Here is a 21,657-nt window from a genome sequence, read left to right on the forward strand (position 1 = left end):
CACGCACATGACCACACGCGAGTTCGATGGGGTCCAACTCGAACGGGTTCGGGAGTTCGTTTGGGAGATCCCACAGGAGAACGGCATGGGCGTCCCCGCGCGGGTGCTCGCCAGCGAGGCGTTGTTGGAGCAGATCGGCGACGACAAAACGCTTCGGCAACTGAAGAATGCGGCACATCTTCCGGGGATGACCGGCCACGCCATCTGTATGCCGGATGGCCACCAGGGGTACGGCTTCCCGGTCGGCGGCGTCGGCGCGACCGACGCCGAAACCGGCTGTATCTCGCCGGGGGCGGTCGGCTATGATATTAACTGTGGCGTGAGAATGATGACCACAAGTCTCACCTACGACGACGTTCGCGGCCGCGAGGAGGAACTCGTGGAGGCGCTCTTTGCGAACGTCGCGTCGGGACTCGGCGGCGGTGGGGTCATCGACGGCGACATGGACACCGTCGAGGCGATTCTCGAACGTGGCGTCGACTGGGCCGTCGAGGCCGGGTGGGCCGTTCACGACGACCTCGAACACTGCGAGGACGAGGGTCGACGACCGGACGCCGACCCAGGCGCCGTCTCACAGAAGGCCAAAGACCGCGGCAAGAACCAACTCGGCAGTCTCGGGAGCGGCAACCACTTTCTCGAAATCCAGCGCGTGACGGACGTTTACCGCGACGATGTGGCCGACGCGTACGGGCTGGAACCCGACCGGATCGTCGTTCTGATTCACTGTGGCAGTCGGGGACTCGGCCACCAGACCTGCACCGACTACCTCAGAAAGATCGAGAAGCGCCACGGCGATGTGCTCGCGGACCTGCCCGACAAGGAACTGGCGGCCGCCCCCGCAGGCTCCGAACTCGCAAAGGACTACTACGGCGCGATGTGTGCCTGCATCAACTTCGCGTGGGTGAACCGTCAGTTGATCATGCACCGGACCAGACAGGTGTTCGAGCGGGTGTTCGACCGGTCCTGGGAGGAGATGGGGATGAGCCTGTTGTACGACGTAGCTCACAACATCGTCAAAAAGGAGCGCCACCGGGTGGACAACGAGAAGCGCGAACTCTACGTCCACCGAAAAGGGGCGACGCGGGCGTTTCCCGCCGGTCACCCCGAGGTGCCCGCCGCCTACCGCGACGTGGGCCAACCGATCATCATCCCTGGGAGCATGGGTGCGGGGAGCTACGTCCTGCGGGGCGGCGACGAGTCGATGGAGCGTACGTTCGGGTCGACCGCCCACGGCGCCGGTCGACTCATGAGTCGGACACAGGCCAAACAGGAGTTCTGGGGCGAGACGGTGCAGGACGAACTCCGCGATCAGAACCACGTCTACGTCAAGGCCCAGAGCGGGGCGACGGTCGCCGAGGAGGCCCCCGGCGTCTACAAGGATGTCGACGAGGTGGTGCGGGTGTCGGACGCCCTCGGTATTGGCGACCGGGTGGCACGGACGTACCCGGTGTGCAACATCAAGGGGTAGTCGAACTCACGGACCGGGATCGAACCCCGGCCCCGACGACGCCGGCCCGTCCGTCCCGCTTCCCAGTTCGACGAACTCGCTTTCCGGGACCGGTTCGACCGCCTCGCCGTCCTCGTATCGGAGGTAACTCAGGTAGAACGTCTCGCCACAGCCCTCGGCGTCGTCGTCGCGGAGCGTCCCGTCCTCGCCACAGACGAAGCGAACGCCGTCCTCGGATTCGATGTCGTCGTCGCCGCCAGCGTCGACGTACGTCCACCCCGCCAGCGGGTACGGCGTCACCGACTTGTCTTCGAGATACCCTTTACGTTCGAGTTCGACGATGGCCTCGCAGTTCGGACAGTGGTAGGTGACGGGATACCCCATGCCCACGGTAGGGACGAGACGGACTTATAACGTGTCGTGTGTCATCGTCGCGTTGGTTGGCCGCTCCGCGACGGTGGCCGGCCCGGGCGCCCACCGAGTCCGCTTTGATACCGGGACCGTACACCTACTCGTGCGCATCCGACGCTACCCGACCGCCTGAACAGCCATGTTCAGCGCTTGGGGCAACAGGACGCTGATGATGATTTGAGACCACATCGTAAATGTCGCCGGATACACCCGGGTGTCACTGATCTCCTGTCGTCGCCGGTCGATGTCCTTCAGTCGCTCTTCGTCGGTAACCTCCGACTTATTGATGTCGTACGGGTTCCGAATAATGTCCTCTATGTCTGCCTCTAGTTCGTTGATCCGTTGTTCTTTTTTGCTGGCCATCACGCGGTGCAATGTCATCATAGAGTACGCAATAGAGGCGACACCAATGGTCCATGCCGCGGAAAAAAACACGGCCTCGACAACCCCCGGTTTCGTCGGGACTGTTCCACCGAACGAGAATAACACTGAGCCATACGTCAGAACGAAATACAGCAGTAGACCGGCGGTATAGAGGTAATATGAGTGCTTGAGGAGTTGGCCAACCGAGGCGAATCCTCCCATGTTGCGTGGGTCATAAAAGAACATCGTGACGTCTGCGTTCGCTATGCGCCGCGGTAGCAACACGTGAACGCCAAAATACATGAGTCCGAACTCCACGACAAACGGGATGTAGCCTACTTCCCAGACGAACAACCAGTTGATGAGGCCAGCCGCCCCCTCGGTGGCAACGATGTTTCCCAGTCCGACGTTCACGATACCATTCACATATACGCCAACAACGGCGATACCGTACACCACGAGTTTGACTCGGAACGGTACGATGCGCTCGAATACCGCGATATCATCTCGATCAAGGCTGTCGAGGGGTAGTCCTTCGACCGCACTGGCATAATTGCTGAAGAGGTAACTGATGCCGACAGCCGCGAGAAGTAACCCCAGTGGGCCGACAACGACGTACGGCGAGTCAAGGAGAACGTAGGTCGCATCGCCAGTAACATGACTGTACGTGTTGACGATGCCGAAATCGATGACGAGAAACGCCGCTAAATAGAGGTATGGCGGATAGATGTCTCCAGGGAGTAACTCAGCAAGCCGGTCGACCCGAAGCACTTCCGCGAAACGTTCTACGAGAAGGGGTTCCTCAACCACGATTGGAGACTCACCCATGAGTCCGAGTAGTGCCAAGTATAATAATAAGTGACAGGGTATCCCACTCCGGCGAACTCCGTCGTCCTACGGTGGTGCTTTTCAACGACCGATTCGGTCACTCGGAGCATACGTCACGCCGATGCCAGGCATGGGGGTTCACGCACCCGGACAGCCGCGGTGGAGTCACTGCACGACTGTCACCGGGACCGGCGACCCTCGGACGACCGTCTCGGCGACGTTGCCGACGAACAGCCGATCCATCAATCCGCCGCTGTGGCTCCCGAGCACAACGCCGTCGAACGCTTCCGCACGGTCAAGGATGGTCCGGGCCGGATGGCCAACCCGCACCTCGGTTTGTATCTCGGCGTCGCACTCGGAAGCGACCGCCCGCGCCCGGTCCAGGGCATCCTCGGCGTGGTCGTCTGCGACCCCCTCAGGGTCGTCCGAGAGGGCGATTTCGGTCGCCTCACCCATCATCGGCGACGGGCCGCCGCTGACGTGGAGCACGGTGACCTTGGCGCCGGGAAAGACCTCGAGCGCGTACCGAAGCGCACGACCGGCCATCTCGGAGTCGTCCATCGGCACGAGGACGCGGGCTATCATACACAGGATACGGCCGACCGACTGATAAGGACCCGCCCGTCGAGCGGCGTTACCTTCGGTACGTTTATTATTCCAACCCATAGCCTTTGTTGGCATGAGCGGACGACCCCTCGACGTGCTGGAGGCTTCACTCGACGAGGACGTGACGGTACACCTCAAAGACGGCCGGGCGTTCCACGGCGTGCTCGGCGGCTACGACCAGCACATGAACGTCGTGATCGAACCGACCGACGATGTCGGTGACATCGACGAGGGCCTTCTCGGCGACCCGGACCTCAAACGGATCGACAACACAACCATTATACGCGGAGACAACGTCATGACAATAACAACATGACGGGAGCAGGAACGCCGAGCCAAGGAAAGAAAAACAAGACCACCCACGTCAAATGTCGACGCTGTGGTGAGAAGTCGTACCACGTCCGAAAGAAGGTCTGCTCGTCGTGTGGCTTTGGCAAGTCGGCCAAGCGCCGCGACTACGAGTGGCAGAGCAAGGCCGGCGAGTAGCCACGCCGCTCCGCCCCGCGCTCGTGCCCCGAGATGTGTGTCCCTGTTGACTAGTTCTCTCCTCCGCGCGTCGTAATAACGTGGATTTTTACACTCCCGCACAGTACGGTCGCTCATGGCACACCGGCGGGATCACCGTTCCCCGGACGGGATGACGGAGAAATGTGGCGTCGTCGGCGTCTCCCTCGCCGGTCGCGACGCCGCGCGACCCCTGTACTACTCGTTGTACGCGCTCCAACACCGGGGCCAGGAGTCGGCAGGAATCGTCACGCACGACGGGTTCCAGCAACACAGCCGCGTCGAGATGGGGCTCGTCGGCGACGTTTTCGACGCCGACGACCTCGATCAGTTGAACGGGCCGACCGGCATCGGCCACGTCCGCTACCCGACGTCGGGCGGCGTCAACACCTGTTGTGCACAGCCGTTTTCGGTTTCGTTCAAATCCGGATCGCTCGGCCTCGCACACAACGGCAACCTGGTCAACGCCGCCGAGATCCGGTCGGAACTGGAGGCGCTCGGACACGCCTTCACATCAAACGGTGACACCGAGGTGATCGCCCACGACCTCGCACGGAACCTCCTGGAGGAGGATCTGGTCCGTGCGGTCAAGCGGACCATGGGCCGCATCCACGGGTCGTACGCGCTGACGATCATGCACGACGACGCCGTTCTCGGGGTACGCGACCCGCAGGGGAACCGCCCCCTGTGCATCGGCGAACTCGACGACGGCTACGTGTTGGCCTCCGAGTCGGCCGCCATCGACACGCTCGATGGCACTCTCGTCCGCGACGTTCGTCCGGGCGAGTTGATCGTTCTCGCGCCCGACGGCTCCGGTTTCGACTCGTATCAACTGCTCGACCGCGACGACACCGCCCACTGCTTTTTCGAACACGTCTACTTCGCCCGCCCGGACTCGGTCATCGACGACAGCCTCGTATACGACGTGCGCCGAGATCTCGGTGGGGAACTGTGGGCCGAGACCGGCATCGAGACGGACGTGGTAATGCCCGTTCCGGACTCCGGACGCTCGTTTGCCTCGGGGTACGCCGAAGCCGCAAACGCCGACGGCGCGGACGTTGAGTTCGCGGAGGGGTTGATGAAAAACCGGTACGTCGGCCGCACGTTCATCATGCCAACACAGGACGAACGCGAACGCGCCGTTCGGCTGAAGCTCAACCCGATCAAAAGCACCGTGGAGGGCAAAACCGTCACCATCATCGACGACAGCATCGTCCGGGGAACCACCTCGACGCAACTGGTCGATCTGATCCGCGAGGCAGGCGCCGAGGAGGTCCACGTCCGCATCGGCGCACCGCCGATCGTCGCCCCGTGTTACATGGGCATCGACATGGCGAGCCGGGACGAACTCATCGCGGCCGACAAAAGTACCGAGGAGATCCGGGAGATGGTTGAGGCCGACAGCCTCGCCTACCTCTCCATCGACGCCATCGCCGACGTTCTCGACCGGTCGCATGGCGACCTGTGTCTTGGCTGTGTTACCGGCGAGTACCCGTACGACATCGACGGCGAACGAACCGACCGAGAGGTGTCCCGACCCGCCGTCGGCAGCGGCTCCGCCCCCGCAGACGACTAACCCAACCTGTCAGGGGTGTGAAAGCGGCAATCACAGGCGAAACCGGCAATATTTTTCAATGGGTCGTGTGTATCCGTATCTGACAATGACCGAGGAACGCGACGCTTGGCTGGGACGGCGACGGTTGTTGCGGGCGGGTGCCGGTGCCGTCGGGGCTGGTCTCGTGGGTGCTGGAACGACCGGGACCGCAGCCGCGCAGTCCGACCCGTTCGACGGGTGGTTGAGTAGCGTGGGCAACTACGAGGGACTCGTCGACGAGACGGGAACCGACGAGGTAACCGTCGAGGTCGGCGTCGAACAGGGCAGCGGTGCCTTCGGCTTCGGGCCGGCCGCGGTCCAGGTCGACCCCGGGACGACCGTCGTCTGGGAGTGGACCGGCGAAGGCGGCGTTCACAACGTCGCCGCCGAGGCGGGGGCCGACTTCGCCAGTGAAACCCTCCAGGAGGAGGGCGCCACGTTCGAGCAGACGTTCGAGGAGGAGGGCGTCGTCAAGTACTTCTGCCAGCCACACCGGGCGCTGGAGATGAAAGGTGTCGTTGTCGTCGGCGACGTCGACACCGGCGCGGAGGTGATCGGTGGTGGCGACGGTGGCGGTGGTGGTGGCGGTGATGGCGGTAGCGGCGACGGCGGTGGCGGTGGCGGCGACGGGAGCGGTGACGGCAGTGGCTTCGTCATGTCGCTGACGGTCGGTGGTGCCATCGTCGCGGCGTTTCTCTCGCCGATCATCTTCGGTCTCGTCTTGATGTTGCGCGACGCGTCGGACAACACGGCCGAAGAGCCCGCGGAACACGGCGAGTCGGGCCACTAGAACTCGGTGTCGTCGGCGAACGCGCGGATGATCGCGCCCTCGGCACGGTGGAGTCGTTCACTCGCGGTCGATTTCGCGATACCGAGGTGGTCCGCGAGTTCCGTCAGCGTACACTCCCGTGGCGTGTCGTAGTACCCGCGTTCGAGCGCCGTCTCGATCAGCCGTCGCTGTTCCTCGCTCACGACCGAGTCGTCGTCGGCCGACGTGTGGATCGACCGCACGTCGAACTCCAGTCCGAACGTCCGGAGTTGCTCCCCCAGCGACGACAGGCGGTCCCGCGAGGCGGTGATGTTGAGCGTTGCGACGCCGTCCCGGACGGTCACCGGCGGTTCGAACGGGGCACGGGAGTTTCGCATCGACAACAACACGAGCGGTTCGTCCGTCTCGAACTGGACGAGCGCCCGGTTCTCGCCCCGGTGGAGTACCTCGAAGATACGGACGCCGCCCGTGTCGTCGAGTTGCGAGAGTACGGTCGCGATGTTCTCGGCGGTTATCTCAACCAACCCGACACCCGTCTCACCGTCGGGGAGCGCCGCGAGAACGCGCCAGGTCGCCTCGGGAAACCGCGTCGAGAGCTCCGCGATCCAGACCGACTCGGGGATGGTCACCGCGAGTGTCGCAGTCGGCATGCCCCAACTCTCGGGGTCCGACATCAAATACCCTGCCGGACCCTCGTCGCTTGAAAAGTGGCGTGACCTCGTGTGGTATGACCCGCCGCGAGTCGGCGTCACGGGACCGGTCGCGACGCCGACGCGATCAGGTCAGGCGGGCGTGGTTTTGCCACCTCCCTCCCGTGGGTCGGGGTCGAAGATCTCCGGACGCTCCTCGCCCTCGGCGGTGACGATCGCCAGACAGCCCCGGCGGGCGACCCGGCTGAGCGCGTGGTCAACGAGTTTGAAGTTCCCCGGGACTGGGAACTCCATCGTCGCGATACAGGTGCTCCCGGGCGCGACCGGCGAGGTCTGGATGTGGGTCTGTGGCTCCGTCGTGAGCGAGCCCTGTGGCCAGAACTCCTCCCAGACGTTGCCGATGGGGTGGAAACTACTGGTGAGGTTGGGACCGCCGGTGACGAAGTACACCCGCGCGGTGTTCCCGGTGGACACCGTCGCCGCCGAGCCGTGGACGTCCGGGGTCATAGCGTACTTCTCCCCGTTCATGACGACGTAGGTCGGGTCCTCCGCCTTCATCGCCGCCATGTCGAAGCTGTGGTTGCCCTCCTGGCCCACCTGGCCGTCGGTGTAGAGTTCGTGCTGTCCGAGGTAGAGTTCCTGATCGACCTCAGGGAGGCCTGCCTCGGGTTCGACGAGGATGACCCCGAACATGCCGGCGCTGATGTGCATGTCCATGTTCGGGACGGCACAGTGGTAGATGTACGCGCCGGGGTATCTCGCCGCGAACCGCAGGTGTGCCGTCTCGCCGGGCGCGGTCATCGTCGCCTCGGCGCCGCCACCGGGTCCCGCGGCGGCGTGGAAGTCCACGTTGTGTGGCAGGGCGTTCTCCGAGGGGTTCTCGAAGGTGAGGTTCACCGTGTCGCCACGCCGGACCCGGACCATCGGTCCGGGAACCTGTCCGTTGTACGTCATATAGTCGAAGGTGACGCCGGGTTCGACCTCGGCGGTCACCTCCTCGGGGCGGAGGGTCACGTCCACCTCCGCCGGTTCGTCCCGGTCGATCGGTTCCGGGATATCTGTCGGATCGGCCGCGACCCGGTCGACGCTGGGCGTCGGCGCCTGCTCAACGCGGTCGCGCTGTTTCTGTGCCGCCTCCGTTGAGGGGGCCTGAACGCTGCATCCCGCGGCCGCCGCCGCACCACCGACCCCGAGCGCTTGGAGCGCTCGACGCCGGGTTGTTTCGAACATTGGTGGTCACCTCTACACCTCCATCTGTCGGAGCCACACGTATGAACCAGGACGGGGATTCCCTCGGGCCGGGATCCACCCCGAACCAGTTCGGGCCGAGGAGGTGTAGGCGGGGAACGGCCGCGGCTGGTGGCGGCGTGGCGGCGGGACGACAGGGAGTATCCCCGTCAGCAACAGAAGATGAACGGGTAGACGAGGCTCACACGGTCGCCGTCCTCGATCTCCGTGTCGAATCCGTCTAATACTTCGTTGAACTTCCCGTTGATCAGCACGCGGGCGTATGGTTTGGTCTGTTCGCCCTCGGGATTTTTGTGCCACCTGCCGGGGAGGTTCTCTGGCGGCTCGGCCCACCCGGTCGTCGTCGCCTCGGCCTCCGTCTCCGCGACCAGCATCTCCGCGAGTTCCGGCCGTTCGTCGAACAACCTCTCGAGGAGGGCACGCAGTGTCGTCCCCTCGAACGTGAACTCCTGGTGGGGCTGGTCCATCCGCGCACGGACGTGCCCCGTCGCGTGGAGCGCGACGGTCGTCCCCGGCGTACTCTCGACCTCGGCCTCTGTTGTCGTACTCATGACGTATTTGGATACGCAAGGCCCCCCGGAAAAGCTGTGTGCGAACATGTTCGAACCGGGTCGAACGGACTCGATCGGCAAACGGCGGGCCTAAGTAACTCCCTCAGCCAAGTGTCGTATGGTGCGTGATCCGCTGTCGGGTGACGACTCGCCCGACCTGCAGTCGGTTCTCGATGCGCTCGACGACGCCGACTGCCGGACCATCATCAGGCATCTCGACGAACCGATGACGGCCACCGAGGTGTCCGGGGAGTGTGATATCCCCATGTCGACGACATACCGAAAGCTCGACCTGCTTACCGACGCCTCGCTGCTCGTCGAGGGAACGGAGATCAGGCCCGACGGCCACCACGCGACCCGGTACGGACTCGACTTCGAGACGGTCTCCATCGGCGTGACCGAGACCAGAGCGATCGAGGTGTCGATCGACCGGCCGGCACGGACCGCCGACGAACGCCTCGCGTCCCTGTGGGGGAGGTTCGGAAGGAGACATGAGTCACCTCGATATCGCATTGACGGCGGTCAAATCCGGGATGCTCCTGCTGGGGAGTCTCATCGTCCTCCTCTCGTGGAAGGCCTACCGCCGAACGGGCGCTCCCGCGTTGCGGGCGCTCAGCGTCGGCTTCGGGCTGGTCACGGTGGGCGCCATCGCCGCCGGCGTTGGCCACCAGTTCACGTCGCTCTCGCTCGCACAGTCGGTCGTCATCGAGAGCACGCTCACGTTCCTTGGCTTCGCGGTCATCATCTACTCGCTGTACGCCGAGTGATCAGTAGACGACGTACAGGAGGGCGTACACGGCGTTTCCGAGAACGAACGACACCAGCCACAGGCTCGCGGCCACCCGGCCGATACGGGCGTGTGCGGTGTCGACGAGCGCCCGGATGGGGTGGGTCGCCCCGAGCAACAGCACGTAGTACAGCAACGGGATACAGACAACGGCGAGCAGGATGTGGACCGCGAGCAACGGGAGGTAGAGTAGCCGGTACACCCTCTCGGGCCCTGGGAACTCCGCCGGGCCTTCGAGAGCGACCTTGTAGAGGTACAGAATCAGGAAGACGGCGAACAGTCCGGCCGAAAGCGCCATCATCGCGCGGTGGCGGCCGAACTCGCGCCGGCGGGCGAAGGTGACGCCGGCGGCGATGGTGACGATTGCGACGGTGCTGACAACGGCGTTGATGTGTGGGATGGCCGCGAGAACGTAGCCGGGAGCGCGTGGGAGCGCCGCCCGCGGAATCGCCCCCAACGCCGCCGCGAACACGAGTGCCAGCGATGTCAGCGAGAGGGCCACGGTCAGTTCCGGAACCCGGTCGCGTGCGTTCGAGTACATGTCGGCTTTGAGTGGCCGATCCACAAAATCCCCGCGGCTTCGTGATCGTAGAACCCCGTGGTGGCGACGGGACACCGGACCGCTGGAGTGGCAAAAGGAAAGCCATTTCAAATACCCCCGTCAACGGACGTATGCGTCCGACACGACACAGAACTCATGCGAGCGTGGGTAGCCAAGCTAGGCCAACGGCGCAGCGTTGAGGGCGCTGTCCCATAGGGGTCCGCCGGTTCGAATCCGGTCCCACGCATCGCACCGGCGGGTCACACGCCCGCCGTCCACCGTACAGGTGGCGATGCAGGTGATTCCCGCTTCGGGACATCACCCACGCACAACTTCTCCGGCGCGCCGATCCGACGAGTCAGTGGTCGATCCGAAGCGTTCAGGATCGTTCCGCACAGACGACGAACCGATGGCGCTTCACGTACACACGATTCCGCTGATCGGCCCGGCGTCGATGGGTCTGGTCACCGTCGTCGCCGTTACCATCGCCGCCCTCGGGGCGGCCACACTGTTCGGCCTTGCCCTCGCGGCGTTCGTCCGCCGGCGGTCGCGGCCGTACCTTCTCCTCGTCGCCGCCTTCGCGGCACTGCTCGCACGGTCGGCGGTTGCCGCGGCCACCCTGTCCGGCTTGCTCTCGCCTACGGCCCACCACGTTCTCGAACACGGACTCGACGCTGTTCTCGTCGCACTCGTCGTCGCGGCCGTCTACTACGCCCGGACAGTCCGGCGGGAGGTGTCGCCGTCGTGAGCCGACAACGCGACCGAATCCGGCGACACGTCGCGTCCAACCCTGGCGTTCACTTCAACCGACTCGTCCGTGACCTCGACTTGGCGACCGGGCAGGTCCAGTACCACCTGCGGAAACTCAGGCGGATGGACGACGTGATCGCCGACCCCCGATACGGCCGCACCCACTACTACACCCCCGAGTACGAACCGTGGGAGCGCGGTGCGCTCGCGGTGATCCGGCGGGAGACGGCACGTGATGTGCTCGTTCACCTGATCGAGACCGGGCCGAGCGCCCCCGGATCGGTCGCGTCGGCGCTCGATGTGGCCCGCAGTACACTGGAGTGGCATCTGGACCACCTGACCGAACAGGACCTCGTCGAGAAGCGCCGCGACGACGGCCGCGTGACGCTCGTTCCCCTTCGACCCGAGGAGACCGCCCGACTCATCCGACTGGTTGAGCCGACCCTCCCGGAGCGCCTGGTCGACCGGTTCACCCGACTCGTCGACGGACACAGCGACGGGTAGCGCTCGCCTTCGAGAGCCGAACCACAACCCCGATGCGTGCAAGCCCCCAACCGACGTTACCCCATGTTCGACGGCGACCTCCCGCGACGGACCGTTATGAAAGCCGCCGTCGCTATCGGCAGCGCCGGTGCGTTGAGCGCCTGTCTCAACCGTGCCGACGGAGCCGACGCACCGACCGGCGACCCCGACGCCAAGCCATCCAGACAACACGCGTGGCGGGAGCACGTCCGCCACGACGACCACGGTAACACGCAACTCCCCGCCCACCAGATCCTCATCTACTTCGACATCGACGGCGCCGGCCCGCCGGCCGACGACGACCGGGCCGGTCTCGTCGAGACGCTCGACGGACTGGACCGCGCATACGAGTGGAGCAACGACGGCCTCCTCCACTCGGTGGCCTACTCGCCGTCATACTTCGACCGGTTCGACGTCGACCCGGCCGGCGTCTCGCTCCCCGAACCGAGCGCGCTCTCGCCGTTCGAGTCACCGACGTTCGACCGGCAGGACGCGGTGCTTCACCTGGCGAGTGACCGTCCGGAGGTGGTTCTCGCCGCCGACCGTGCCCTCCGGGGTGAACGCGAGACTGCGAACGGGGTCACCGTTCCGTCGCTGACCGACGTGGCGACAATCGACTCCCGGCGGACCGGTTTCGTCGGCGCGGGCCTCCCCGCCGAGAACCAGGACGCCGCGGGGGTTCCCGACTCCCGGCCCGTCCCCGAGGCTTCGCCGCTGTTTATGGGCTTTACCGCCGGCTTCCGTGGCAATCAGGCGACCGAGTCCTACGTCACCCTCGACTCCGGCCCCTTCGCCGGCGGGACGACGAAGGTGATCGCCAACATCCGGCAGCGTCTCGACGACTGGTACGACGAGCAGTCCTACGACGAGCGGGTGACGGAACTGTTCAGCCCGGGCCACGCCGAGAACGACCTGGTTGAGGGGGTCGGCGAGACCCTCGGGGCCGACAGCGGCATCGACCGATTCGTCGACGACGTCGTGGCCGACGCAAAGGAGTACGGTCGCGTGGGACACGCTCAGAAGGCGGCGCGGGCGAACCGCGACCCGGAGGGAAACGTTCGTCTCCTGCGTCGGCATTTCGAATCGACCGACGACATCGGGTCGGAGAAGGCGGTGGCGAGTCTCCACTTCCCGTCGCTGCAACGGACCATCGCCGAGTTCGAGACGGTTCGACGGTCGATGAACGGCACCGACGCGACGGCGGCGACGCCGGCGGTGAGACAGCGCGTCAACAACGGCATTCTGGAGTACATCTTCGCCCGTCGCCGGGGCTACTTTTTGGTCCCACCGCGGCGACACCGGGCACTCCCAACACCCGATCCGGAGTGATCCGTTCGAGGACCGGACCAGAACGGGTTTTCCCGCTCAGGCCCGAATATGTGTATGGAGCGTCGAGACCTGCTTCGGGCTGGAGGCGCGTTCGCGGTGGCGTCGATGGCGGGCTGTTCGAGCCTCGCCGAGACACAGGCCGGGGGCGTGCCGTCGGTCCTCGAAGATCGACCGGACGGCGTCTACCGCCCGACTCACGTCGAAGGGATGGAGACCGTCGACACGGCGACGAGCGGCGAGTACGCGGTCGGCCTGTTGTACAGCTACCCCCACCGGTTCTGGAACGTCAACGGCGACGACGTCTCACTCACCGAGATCGACCGCGACGACGCCGTTCACCTGATGGCCAGCGTCTGGGACCGAGAAAGCAAGACGGTGCTGCCCGAGACCGGCCTGTCGGCCGAACTCTACCGCGACGGCTCGCTCGTCTCCCAGGAGACGATCTATCCGATGCTCTCACAGCCGATGGGCTTTCATTACGGGGCGAACTTCGGACTCGATGGCGACGGAACCTACGACGTTCGGCTGAGCGTCGGCGCGATGCAGATCCGCCGAACGGGCGCATTCGAGGGGCGGTTCGGCGACCCGGCGACCGTCGACATTCCTTTCGAGTACAGCGAGAACGCGAAAGCGGAGATCGACTTCCGGCAACTCGAGGACGCCGGGACCCCCGGGGCGGTCGATCCGATGTCGATGGGGTCGCTTCCGACGGCCGTCGCCCCAGCCGAGTCCGCCCTGCCGGGGACGGTTCTCGGATCGGGGACCAGCAACGACGCGCGTCTGGTGGTCACCGTTCTCGACGACCCGCCGTCGGGCATCGACGAATCGGGCACCTATCTCGCCGTCTCGGCCCGGAGTCGGTACAACCGGATGGTGATCCCGGCGATGGGGCTGTCGGCGACACTCGACCGTGACGGTGAGACGATCGCCGACACGGTCCTCGAACGGACGCTCAACCCCGAACTGGGCTACCACTACGGAACGGTCGTTGAGAGCGTTGCCTCGGGCGACGACCTCACGCTCTCGGTGACCGTCCAGCCCCAGACCGCCCGCCACGAAGGGTACGAAACGGCCTTCGGCGGACTCCTCGGCGGGATGCCGGACCTGACATTGGGATTATGAAGAATAAAGGATTTATCGGTCGGTATCGTCACTCCGGGCATGGCCGGCCCACTCACCGACGCCCTCGCTTGGGTCGTCGTTGGCCTCTTTCTCACCGGGACGCTCCTCAGGCGGTTTGATCGTGCCGGTGCACGACCGGCGACGGTCGGTGCGTGGGCCGTTTTCGCCCTCTTTTGGGCGGCACTGGTCCCCCATTTCGCGTTCGAACAAAAGAGCTTCGTCGAGGGGATCCTCTCTCTCGCCGCCGTCCCCGCGTCGTTGTACGTCGGTTGGCTTCTCCGCGCCGGCCGTGACTCGTTGTTCGTTCTTTCGACGGCCGTCGCCGTTATGGGCGCCGTCTACCTCCCCTTCGAGACGATACCGGCGGTGACACTCGCCGGCCTCTCGCTCCCGTCGCCGCGGTACGTTCTCATCTCTCATACGACCGCACAGACCCAGTGGGCGATGGAACTTCTGGGCTACTCGCCGACGCTCGTCGAGGGTGACCAAGGCTATCTCAACACGTTCAAATTCGTCACCGACGGCGGACACGTCATTCTCTTTTCGATCATCCTCGCGTGTACCGGGCTGGGAAGCATCGCCATCTTTGTCGGTCTTATCGCCGCTGTCGACGCGCCGTTCTCCCGGAAACTCCGTGCGTTCGCCGTTGCCGTGCCCATCATCTACGTTCTCAACATCATGCGCACGACGTTTATCGCTGTGATGTTCGGCAAACAGTATATGCAGTGGTTCGTCGACGAGGTGCTCTTTCTGTTCGGCGGCACCGACCCGTACAAGGTTTCGTTCTATCTCTCGGATCGGGTCATCAGCCAGGTGCTCGCGGTGGTTGCTCTGGTCGGCATCACCTTTCTCGTGATCCGGGAGCTTCCCGAACTGTTGACGATCGTCGAGGACGTTCTCTACATCGTCACGCGGAAGGAGTACGACCTCCGCGAGGCGCTCGACCTGCCCGACGAGAACGAACTCGGCCCCGGTGCGGACTGATCCGCTCCGGCCGGACCGGCCGGACCGGCTCGGATTTCGCCGCCGGTCTTACCGGGCTGGCGGGCGTAGCTCCATCGTATGAAGGGAGCGGATCGGTTCATGTTCTGGGCGTTGCTTCTCGTTTTCGCGGGTATCGCGCTGGGACTGGTGCTTTCGATCGTTGCCCCCTGACTCGGTCAGTTCTCGGGGAGCGTGTCCGCCGGCGCGCCGGCGAGTGTCCGTAGCGCGTCGGCCTCGACGTGGTGGACCTCGCCCGGCACCACCAGGAGGTGAAGCGGGTCGCCGAAGGTTCGTGTCGCAAGCACCGAGAGGCGGTCGGCGGCAACGACGGGGTCGGGACTTCCCGCCCGCGCCACCGCTACCGCCAGCGTGTCCGGCCACTCCGTGGCAAGCAGTTCGGCCGCACGATCGGCTGTCATGTACGTCTCGCCCGCGTTCGCGCCGCGGCCGTCGTCGACCTTGATGTCGAGGTAGACGAGCGTATGGAGGCCGCGTTCGCGGTTCGTCTCGACCGAGTCGGCGACGGACGCCGGCACGTCGTCGCCGCCGTGAGCGCGGGGAAAGGGGAGCGTCACCGCCTTGCCGAAGCGGTAGTTCTGGAGGCCGGTAAGCCCGCTCGCGGCCGATGCCGCGGAGACGCCGTGGATCACCCGCGTGTCGATGCCGCGGTCGATGGCCCGCAGACGGAGGTCGACGTGTGTCGTCGAGATCATCGAGTCGCCGGCGGTCAGAAAAACGACATCCCCGTCGGCGGCGGCGTCGAGGATCGGGGCCGGATCACGCTCGACACCGGCGCGGTCCCGAACCTCGATATCGACGCCGTGGTGGGCTTCAAGCTCCGCGACGGAGGTGCCGACGAGGCGACTGGTATAAAACTCCGCGAAGGCACGGTCGGCCCGATGGAGGGCGTCCCGTCCCTTGACCGTTATCGACCGCTCGTCGTAGAGGCCGAGTCCGACAAACGTGAGCATACGGGCTGTGGGGGAGCCGAGCGGTTAAGCGTGGGCGCTTTGGCGCACCGTCACGTCACGTCACGTCACTGCCGTCTCGCGCGTGCCTGTCGGATATCGGCACCGTCGCGGACCAGGTCCTCGCAGTTCGGACAGACGCGCGGTTCGGTCATTCCGGTCGGTGCGAACACTCGGACGTAGTCGTCGGTAACGAACGAACCACAGTTCTGACAGCTCGGCATACGTCCCCATCAGGGATATCGGTCGGTATGTACGTTACGGCCATCGGGCTGTCGAGCCGTGACCGGGGACACCGGCCCGGACGACCGCCCCAAAAACACAAATCCACCGACGCATTACCCAATCTATGACGACCTTTCTCGCCGGTGGGACGGGTACGCCGAAACTGCTCGACGGGGTCGGGGCCGCCTTCGACCCCGCGGCGGTGACGGTCGTGGCCAACACCGGCGACGACGTGGAACTCGGTGGCCACCTCGTTTGTCCCGACCTCGACACCGTCCTTTTCCATGGCGGCGGCGTTCTCGACCGGGAGACGTGGTGGGGGATCGACGGCGACACGACCGCGACCCACGACGAACTCCGCCGGTTGGCATCGGCCGCCGACCTTCCCGACGGGCCGCACTATTTACCCCCCGACCGTCAGACCGAGGGTCGACGCCTTGCCCGGTGGCGCCGCTTCTCGGCCGTCGGGGAGTTTATGACGATCGGTGACCGCGACCGGGCGGTCCATCTCACCCGGACTGGCCTCCTCGACGAGGGACACACACTCACCGAGGTTACCCGACTGCTTGCCGACGCCTTCGGCCTCAAGATGGGGCTTCTGCCGATGAGCGATGACCCCGTCGCGACGATCGTCCACACCGAGGCGGGCGCGATGCACTTTCAGGAGTACTGGGTTGCGCGCCGCGCTGCCCCGGTCGTCACCGACGTAGAGTTCCGGGGCGCGGAAACCGCGGAGCCGACCCCTGAGGTGCTCGACGCCCTCGGCGACCCCGTCGTGATCGGCCCTTCAAACCCCATTACGAGCGTCGGGCCGATCCGTGCGCTCCCGGGGATCGACGACGCACTTGACGCCACGCCGGTCGTTGCCGTCTCTCCCTTTGTCGAGGATGAGGTGTTCTCCGGCCCGGCCGCCGAGTTGATGCGCGGTGTCGGACGGGATGCATCGACCGCCGGCGTCGCCGCGGCATACCCCTTTGTCGACGCGTTCGTTCTCGACACCGACGACGGAACCGATCTCGACCGCCCGACCGTCCGCACCGACACGCGGATCGACACCGACACCGACGCTCGGCGGGTGATCCGTGCCGTCGCCGAGGCGCTCACGGAGGTGTCGTGATGCTCGCACTCGCCAGCCTCAGCGGGGCGGCTGACGCGGCGTGGGCGCGGGCCGGAATCCCCCACGCCGACCTCGCCGTTCTCGGGGGGATCGCCATCGACGACGCCTCGCGGTCTGCCGCCGAGGGGTTGATCGCCCGCGGGCGCGAGGAGTTTCTTCCCGCAGACCCGCTCGCGTTTGTCGACGACCAACTCGCCGCCCTCGACGACGCCCCGATCCGAGCGGGGATGAACGTCCGGAGCACGACCCTCGGTCCGGTCCGCAGGGCCGCACAGCTCTGTGCCACCCACGACGCCGTTCTCGAGATCAACGCCCACTGCCGACAGGACGAACTCCGCGCGGTCGGCTGTGGGGAGACGCTGTTACGCGATACCGACCGACTGGCGCGGTACGTCGCCGCCGCCAGCGACGCCGACGCGACCGTGAGCGTGAAGATGCGGACGGAGGTCGACGGCGTCGATCTCCCGGCTCTCGCGTCCCGACTCGCCGACGCGGGTGCCGATGCCCTCCACGTCGACGCGATGGACTCCGAAGCCGTCGTCGCCGAGATCGCCGCCGCCGCGCCCGACCTCTTCCTGCTCGCCAACAACGGCGTCCGCGACCGGCGGACGGCGTGGGAGTATCTCGGCTACGGCGCCGACGGCGTCAGCGTCGGCCGGGCGAGCGACGATCCGGCGGTCCTCCGACGGGTCGCCCGCGCCACCGCCGACTGGAAGCGGCGCTCGAAGAACAGCGCGCCCCGGAGTCCCGTCACCCCCGACCGCGGGCCGGAGGTGATCCGGTGACCCGGAGCGACCACCCCCGTCCCGACATGACGCCCGTCGACCACGCCCAACTCGCGCTCCATCTCGAGGTCGCGAGCACGCCCAAGCCGGGTAACGTCGACCGACACCGCGAGTACGACGACCTCCGGTTTGAGCACTTTCTCGCTGGGGCGGTCGGCGCCAGACCGGGCCTCCGACTGGCCGCCGGCAACGACGGTGGCGACCCCGACTCGATCCCCGGTCTCGGCGACGCCTTCGAACGGGGCGTCCGTGGGATGAGCCAACAGGACGGCGACAACACACAGTTCGGTTGTCTGCTCCTCCTCGTTCCGCTGGTGCGTGCGGCCACGACGGACCGCCTGTCGCAATCGGGCGTCACAAGCGTCACCGCGGCGACCACTGTCGACGACGCGGCGGGGTTCTACCGCGCGTTCGAGTACGTCGACGTGGCGGTCGACGACCCGCCGCCGGAGGCCGACGCGCTCGACGTGCGACGGGGTGGCGACGCAGTCCCGACGCTCCGGGAACGCGGACTGACGCTCGCGGACGTGATGGCCCTGAGCGCCGACCGGGACGGCAACGCCAGCGAGTGGACGACCGGCTTCGAGCGCACCTTCCGGGCCGCCGACCGCGTGCTCGCCGACGACGGACCGATCACCGACCGTCTCGCGCGGGTCTTTCTCGACTGCCTCGCGGAGCGACCGGACACGCTCGTCGCAATCGAACACGGCGAGGAGCGGGCGCGGGCGGTGAGCCGACGCGCCGCCGACGTTCAGGGGGACCTCGACGCCGCGGCGGATCTGGCCGACGCGTTCCACGAGGAGGGGATCAACCCCGGGACGACTGCGGATCTGGTCGCGGCGACGGCCTTTGTCGCCCTCGAATGGGGGGTTCGGGTGTGAGCGACGCCGCGGCTCCGGCGGGGTGGCCGGTGGCGCTTCGCGGCGTCACCGAGTCGGTGGTGGCGACGCTCGGTCCGAACGACCGCTGGAACCAGGCGGCGCTTGGTCTCCACGCCCCGGATACCGAGAACGACCCGGTCACCGCGGTGACGTGGGGGCAGACACGGACCCGGGGTAACTTCGAACGCCGTGGCGGCGGTGTCGTCCAGTTCACGACCGATCCTCGCGAGTTCGTCGACGCCGCCCTCGACATCACCGAAACCGAGGAGCCGGTCCGGGACGGCGCGGCCGCGTGGGTCGAAGTGGACACGGAACGCGTGGCCGAGGGCGACGAGGACGGGACCGAGTGGGTGCGGTGGGCACTCACACCGACGTCGTCGAACGTCGTCGAGCGGACGGTACCGACGACCAACCGCGGGTTCTACGCCGTCGTCGACGCGACGGTGGCGGCCTCACGACTCGACGTGCCGGCCTACGACACCGCGACCCTGCTGGATCGGCTCGCGTACTTCGCGGAGACGGTCGAACGGTGTGGCGGCCCGCGGGAGCGTGCGGCCTTCGACCGGGTCGACGAGTTGACCGACTGGCGCGACCGGAACGAATCGTTTTAGTGGCCCACTCGCCTCAGCTACCGATATGGCCATCAAACCCAAATACGTCAAACAGCTCGGCGGGCTCCTTCTCGAGCGCTATCCGGAGGCGTTTAACGCCGACTTCGAGACGAACAAGGAGAGCGTATCGAAGCTGACAAACGTCGAATCGAAGGGTGTTCGCAACCGGATCGCCGGCTACATCACACGGAAGAACGCCGGCCCGGCGCAGGGTTCCTGAACCGGTTGTTTTTTCAGCGTCTCCGCTCGATCGCCGCACCGCGGGTCACGCCCGGCAGAGTTCGACCCAAAAGGCGAGGCCGCTTGGCTTGTCGGCACCGACCCACGCCCGGCCGCCGTACGCCCGGACGGGACCGTCGACGATGGACAGTCCGAACCCGTCCCGGTCGCTCGTCCTCCTCACGGGCCGGTATGACGATCGTATACTGGTACTGAAGCCAGGGTCGGCCGACACACGCGTTCGGGCATCGTCCCGAACCGATCAGAGGCGGTCGGCCCGGTCGGCGGCGACCCACCCGTCGGCCGGCGTCGTGTCGGTGACCCGGACCGACCGTCCGTTGACGACTCGGAGTCGCCCGGCGAAAACCCATCGCCTGCCGGCCCACGCGTCGGCCGTTCGTTCGGTTTCGGCCGCTGTGGCCGCGGCGAGACGGCTGTCTCGGACGTGTGCACCCACGGCCGCCGCGATGGCCGCGGCCTCCTCGGCGTCGGCGTCGTCCGAGAGGTCGATGTCGAGTTCGACACCGCGGTCGATGTCGGTATCCGGTGTCTCGACCATCAGATCGGGATGTTACCGTGTTTCTTTTCGGGGGGGCTCTCGCGTTTGGTCTTGAGCATGTGGAGGTCATCGACCAACCGCGTCCGGGTGTTCCGGGGTTCGATCACGTCGTCGATGAACCCCCGGTCGGCGGCGGTGTATGGATTGGCGAACTCGTCGCGGTACTCCGCGACCAGAGCCGCCCGACGGGCGTCGGGGTCGTCGGCCTCGGCGAGTTCGTCGCTGTACAGGATATTCACCGCGCCCTCCGGTCCCATCACCGCGAGTTCCGCGGTGGGCCACGCGTAGTTCACGTCCGCGCCGAGATGTTTCGACGCCATAACGCAGTAGGCCCCGCCGTAGGCCTTCCGCGTGATCACCGTGAGAAGGGGCACGGTCGCCTCCGAGAAGGCATAGAGGAGTTTCGCGCCGTGGCGGATGATCCCCCGGTGTTCCTGATCGGTGCCGGGCATGTACCCCGGCACGTCGACAAAGGTGACGATGGGGACGTTGAACGCGTCGCAAAAGCGGACGAACCGCGCCGCCTTCATGCTGGCGTCGACCGTCAGCGTTCCGGCGTTCGACTGGGGTTGGTTGGCGACGACGCCGACGGCGTGGCCGTCGAGGCGGCCGAAGCCGACGACGACGTTGTTCGCCCAGTCGGCGTGAATCTCGAAAAACGAGCCCTCGTCGACGGTCCCTCCGACCACGTCCCGCATATCGTAGGGTTTCCGCGGCTCGTCCGGAACGACATCGGTGAGTTCGTCCGCCGGGCGGTCCGGGTCGTCCCACGGGTCGACCCGTGGGGGATCCTCGACGTTGTTCTGTGGGAGATACGAGAGCAGTCTGCGGATGTTGTTGAGCGCCGTCTCCTCGTCGTCGAAGGCGCCATGAGCGACGCCCGTTCTCGATGCGTGGGTCGCCGCACCGCCGAGCTCCTCGAACGTCACCTCCTCGCCGGTGACCGTTTCGATCACGTCCGGACCGGTAATAAACATGTGGCTGGTGTCGTTGACCATGAACACGAAATCCGTGATCGCGGGGGAGTAGACCGCGCCGCCGGCACAGGGACCCATGATCCCCGATATCTGGGGGACAACACCGCTTGCGCGTTCGTTGCGGTGAAAGATGTCGGTAAAGCCCGCGAGACTCCGGACACCCTCCTGAATGCGTGCGCCCGCGGAGTCGTTGAGACCGACGATAGGTGCGCCGACATCCATCGCTTTGTCCATCACCTTACAGATCTTCTCGGCCATCACCTCGCCGAGCGAGCCGCCGAAGACGGTGAAGTCGTGGGCGAAGACGAA

At 66.0% G+C, this 21,657-nt stretch carries 28 protein-coding genes, 1 tRNA gene and 1 pseudogene; 18 read left to right on the forward strand and 12 right to left on the reverse strand.

The features are described from left to right. Positions 1 to 7 precede the first annotated feature (7 nt). Positions 8 to 1,468, forward strand: coding sequence for an RtcB family protein (locus Q0925_RS06235; RefSeq protein ID WP_299332938.1), 1,461 nt, complete (start codon positions 8 to 10; stop codon positions 1,466 to 1,468). A gap of 6 nt (positions 1,469 to 1,474) precedes the next feature. Here the strand turns inward: Q0925_RS06235 and Q0925_RS06240 are convergent, their stop codons facing one another. The 3 genes from Q0925_RS06240 to Q0925_RS06250 form a co-directional block, all read right to left on the reverse strand. Further along, positions 1,475 to 1,831, reverse strand: coding sequence for a hypothetical protein (locus Q0925_RS06240; RefSeq protein ID WP_299332939.1), 357 nt, complete (start codon positions 1,829 to 1,831; stop codon positions 1,475 to 1,477). Between the two features lie 144 nt (positions 1,832 to 1,975). After that, positions 1,976 to 3,049 (reverse strand): hypothetical protein, encoded by a 1,074-nt coding sequence (locus Q0925_RS06245; RefSeq protein WP_299332940.1) that lies wholly within the window; start codon positions 3,047 to 3,049, stop codon positions 1,976 to 1,978. Between the two features lie 165 nt (positions 3,050 to 3,214). Then, on the reverse strand, positions 3,215 to 3,634 hold the full coding sequence (locus Q0925_RS06250; RefSeq protein WP_299332941.1) for a universal stress protein: 420 nt from the start codon (positions 3,632 to 3,634) through the stop codon (positions 3,215 to 3,217). 94 nt (positions 3,635 to 3,728) lie between these two features. On the opposite strand from Q0925_RS06250, the gene Q0925_RS06255 reads away from it, so the two are divergent. The 4 genes from Q0925_RS06255 (at position 3,729) to Q0925_RS06270 (ending at position 6,543) form a co-directional block, all read left to right on the forward strand. Continuing rightward, positions 3,729 to 3,971 carry an LSM domain-containing protein gene (locus Q0925_RS06255; protein WP_299332943.1) on the forward strand — a complete coding sequence of 81 codons (243 nt, stop codon included), beginning with the start codon at positions 3,729 to 3,731 and terminating at the stop codon, positions 3,969 to 3,971. Further along, positions 3,968 to 4,141 (forward strand): 50S ribosomal protein L37e, encoded by a 174-nt coding sequence (locus tag Q0925_RS06260; protein WP_049936239.1) that lies wholly within the window; start codon positions 3,968 to 3,970, stop codon positions 4,139 to 4,141. The genes Q0925_RS06255 and Q0925_RS06260 overlap by 4 nt, the downstream gene beginning before the upstream one ends. Positions 4,142 to 4,292: 151 nt before the next feature. Beyond that, complete coding sequence (gene purF / locus Q0925_RS06265) at positions 4,293 to 5,735, forward strand: amidophosphoribosyltransferase (protein ID WP_349254395.1); 1,443 nt, start codon at positions 4,293 to 4,295, stop codon at positions 5,733 to 5,735. 85 nt (positions 5,736 to 5,820) lie between these two features. Then, on the forward strand, positions 5,821 to 6,543 hold the full coding sequence (locus Q0925_RS06270) for a halocyanin domain-containing protein (protein ID WP_299332950.1): 723 nt from the start codon (positions 5,821 to 5,823) through the stop codon (positions 6,541 to 6,543). Here Q0925_RS06270 and Q0925_RS06275 read toward each other — a convergent pair. The 3 genes from Q0925_RS06275 to Q0925_RS06285 form a co-directional block, all read right to left on the reverse strand. Then, positions 6,540 to 7,172, reverse strand: coding sequence for a helix-turn-helix domain-containing protein (locus tag Q0925_RS06275; RefSeq protein WP_299332952.1), 633 nt, complete (start codon positions 7,170 to 7,172; stop codon positions 6,540 to 6,542). The genes Q0925_RS06270 and Q0925_RS06275 overlap by 4 nt on opposite strands. Before the next feature lie 132 nt (positions 7,173 to 7,304). Continuing rightward, complete coding sequence (gene nirK, locus Q0925_RS06280; RefSeq protein WP_299332954.1) at positions 7,305 to 8,402, reverse strand: copper-containing nitrite reductase; 1,098 nt, start codon at positions 8,400 to 8,402, stop codon at positions 7,305 to 7,307. 167 nt (positions 8,403 to 8,569) lie between these two features. Next, positions 8,570 to 8,971, reverse strand: coding sequence for a MoaD/ThiS family protein (locus tag Q0925_RS06285; protein WP_299332956.1), 402 nt, complete (start codon positions 8,969 to 8,971; stop codon positions 8,570 to 8,572). Positions 8,972 to 9,089: 118 nt separating this feature from the next. On the opposite strand from Q0925_RS06285, the pseudogene Q0925_RS06290 reads away from it, so the two are divergent. Continuing rightward, positions 9,090 to 9,466, forward strand: a pseudogene (locus tag Q0925_RS06290) (helix-turn-helix domain-containing protein). Beyond that, entirely contained in the window at positions 9,463 to 9,738 is a 276-nt protein-coding gene (locus tag Q0925_RS06295; RefSeq protein WP_299332958.1) for a DUF7521 family protein, read from the forward strand. Before Q0925_RS06290 ends, Q0925_RS06295 begins: the two are co-directional and overlap by 4 nt. Here the strand turns inward: Q0925_RS06295 and Q0925_RS06300 are convergent, their stop codons facing one another. After that, positions 9,739 to 10,299, reverse strand: coding sequence for a DUF420 domain-containing protein (locus tag Q0925_RS06300; RefSeq protein WP_299332961.1), 561 nt, complete (start codon positions 10,297 to 10,299; stop codon positions 9,739 to 9,741). A 162-nt stretch (positions 10,300 to 10,461) separates the two neighbouring features. Here Q0925_RS06300 and Q0925_RS06305 point away from each other — a divergent pair. The 6 genes from Q0925_RS06305 (at position 10,462) to artA (ending at position 15,006) form a co-directional block, all read left to right on the forward strand. Next, positions 10,462 to 10,546: transfer RNA gene (locus Q0925_RS06305), tRNA-Leu, on the forward strand. Positions 10,547 to 10,708: 162 nt separating this feature from the next. Then, positions 10,709 to 11,047, forward strand: a complete 339-nt coding sequence (locus Q0925_RS06310) for a DUF7471 family protein (protein WP_299332962.1) — start codon at positions 10,709 to 10,711, stop codon at positions 11,045 to 11,047. Further along, entirely contained in the window at positions 11,044 to 11,553 is a 510-nt protein-coding gene (locus tag Q0925_RS06315) for a winged helix-turn-helix transcriptional regulator (protein ID WP_299332964.1), read from the forward strand. The genes Q0925_RS06310 and Q0925_RS06315 overlap by 4 nt, the downstream gene beginning before the upstream one ends. Before the next feature lie 63 nt (positions 11,554 to 11,616). Beyond that, on the forward strand, positions 11,617 to 12,900 hold the full coding sequence (locus Q0925_RS06320; protein WP_299332966.1) for a DUF7405 family protein: 1,284 nt from the start codon (positions 11,617 to 11,619) through the stop codon (positions 12,898 to 12,900). A gap of 54 nt (positions 12,901 to 12,954) precedes the next feature. Next, positions 12,955 to 14,022 carry a DUF7350 domain-containing protein gene (locus Q0925_RS06325; RefSeq protein WP_299332968.1) on the forward strand — a complete coding sequence of 356 codons (1,068 nt, stop codon included), beginning with the start codon at positions 12,955 to 12,957 and terminating at the stop codon, positions 14,020 to 14,022. Positions 14,023 to 14,061: 39 nt separating this feature from the next. Further along, positions 14,062 to 15,006 carry an archaeosortase A gene (gene artA / locus Q0925_RS06330; protein ID WP_299332970.1) on the forward strand — a complete coding sequence of 315 codons (945 nt, stop codon included), beginning with the start codon at positions 14,062 to 14,064 and terminating at the stop codon, positions 15,004 to 15,006. A gap of 176 nt (positions 15,007 to 15,182) precedes the next feature. On the opposite strand, the gene dph5 is transcribed toward artA, so the two are convergent. Together dph5 and Q0925_RS06340 are read right to left on the reverse strand one after the other, a co-directional pair. Next, complete coding sequence (dph5, locus tag Q0925_RS06335) at positions 15,183 to 15,977, reverse strand: diphthine synthase (RefSeq protein WP_299332972.1); 795 nt, start codon at positions 15,975 to 15,977, stop codon at positions 15,183 to 15,185. A 65-nt stretch (positions 15,978 to 16,042) separates the two neighbouring features. Then, on the reverse strand, positions 16,043 to 16,198 hold the full coding sequence (locus tag Q0925_RS06340; protein WP_299332975.1) for a DUF7563 family protein: 156 nt from the start codon (positions 16,196 to 16,198) through the stop codon (positions 16,043 to 16,045). Positions 16,199 to 16,323: 125 nt separating this feature from the next. Between Q0925_RS06340 and cofD the strand changes: the two genes are divergently transcribed. The 5 genes from cofD to Q0925_RS06365 are packed head-to-tail and all read left to right on the forward strand — an operon-like array spanning position 16,324 to position 19,813. Further along, on the forward strand, positions 16,324 to 17,316 hold the full coding sequence (gene cofD, locus Q0925_RS06345) for a 2-phospho-L-lactate transferase (protein WP_299332978.1): 993 nt from the start codon (positions 16,324 to 16,326) through the stop codon (positions 17,314 to 17,316). Beyond that, the gene (locus Q0925_RS06350) at positions 17,316 to 18,101 is read left to right on the forward strand and encodes a tRNA-dihydrouridine synthase (RefSeq protein ID WP_299332980.1); all 786 of its coding nucleotides are present in this window, start codon (positions 17,316 to 17,318) and stop codon (positions 18,099 to 18,101) included. The genes cofD and Q0925_RS06350 overlap by 1 nt, the downstream gene beginning before the upstream one ends. A 26-nt stretch (positions 18,102 to 18,127) precedes the next feature. Further along, a complete protein-coding gene (locus Q0925_RS06355) occupies positions 18,128 to 18,982 on the forward strand; it encodes a triphosphoribosyl-dephospho-CoA synthase (RefSeq protein WP_299333002.1) in 855 nt (284 codons plus the stop codon). Then, positions 18,964 to 19,593, forward strand: a complete 630-nt coding sequence (locus tag Q0925_RS06360; protein ID WP_299332982.1) for a DUF447 domain-containing protein — start codon at positions 18,964 to 18,966, stop codon at positions 19,591 to 19,593. Before Q0925_RS06355 ends, Q0925_RS06360 begins: the two co-directional genes overlap by 19 nt. 25 nt (positions 19,594 to 19,618) lie before the next feature. Next, the gene (locus Q0925_RS06365; protein ID WP_299332984.1) at positions 19,619 to 19,813 is read left to right on the forward strand and encodes a 30S ribosomal protein S17e; all 195 of its coding nucleotides are present in this window, start codon (positions 19,619 to 19,621) and stop codon (positions 19,811 to 19,813) included. Positions 19,814 to 19,858: 45 nt separating this feature from the next. Here Q0925_RS06365 and Q0925_RS06370 read toward each other — a convergent pair whose 3' ends face one another. The 3 genes from Q0925_RS06370 to Q0925_RS06380 form a co-directional block, all read right to left on the reverse strand. Next, complete coding sequence (locus tag Q0925_RS06370) at positions 19,859 to 19,996, reverse strand: hypothetical protein (RefSeq protein ID WP_299332987.1); 138 nt, start codon at positions 19,994 to 19,996, stop codon at positions 19,859 to 19,861. A gap of 78 nt (positions 19,997 to 20,074) precedes the next feature. Beyond that, the gene (locus Q0925_RS06375; RefSeq protein WP_299332990.1) at positions 20,075 to 20,371 is read right to left on the reverse strand and encodes an acc operon protein; all 297 of its coding nucleotides are present in this window, start codon (positions 20,369 to 20,371) and stop codon (positions 20,075 to 20,077) included. After that, the coding region (locus Q0925_RS06380) for an acyl-CoA carboxylase subunit beta (RefSeq protein ID WP_299332992.1) at positions 20,371 to 21,657 on the reverse strand (1,287 nt) is incomplete at its 5' end. The genes Q0925_RS06380 and Q0925_RS06375, both read right to left, overlap by 1 nt.

The sequence above is a fragment of the Haloplanus sp. genome (genome assembly GCF_028275055.1).
Lineage (GTDB): Archaea > Halobacteriota > Halobacteria > Halobacteriales > Haloferacaceae > Haloplanus.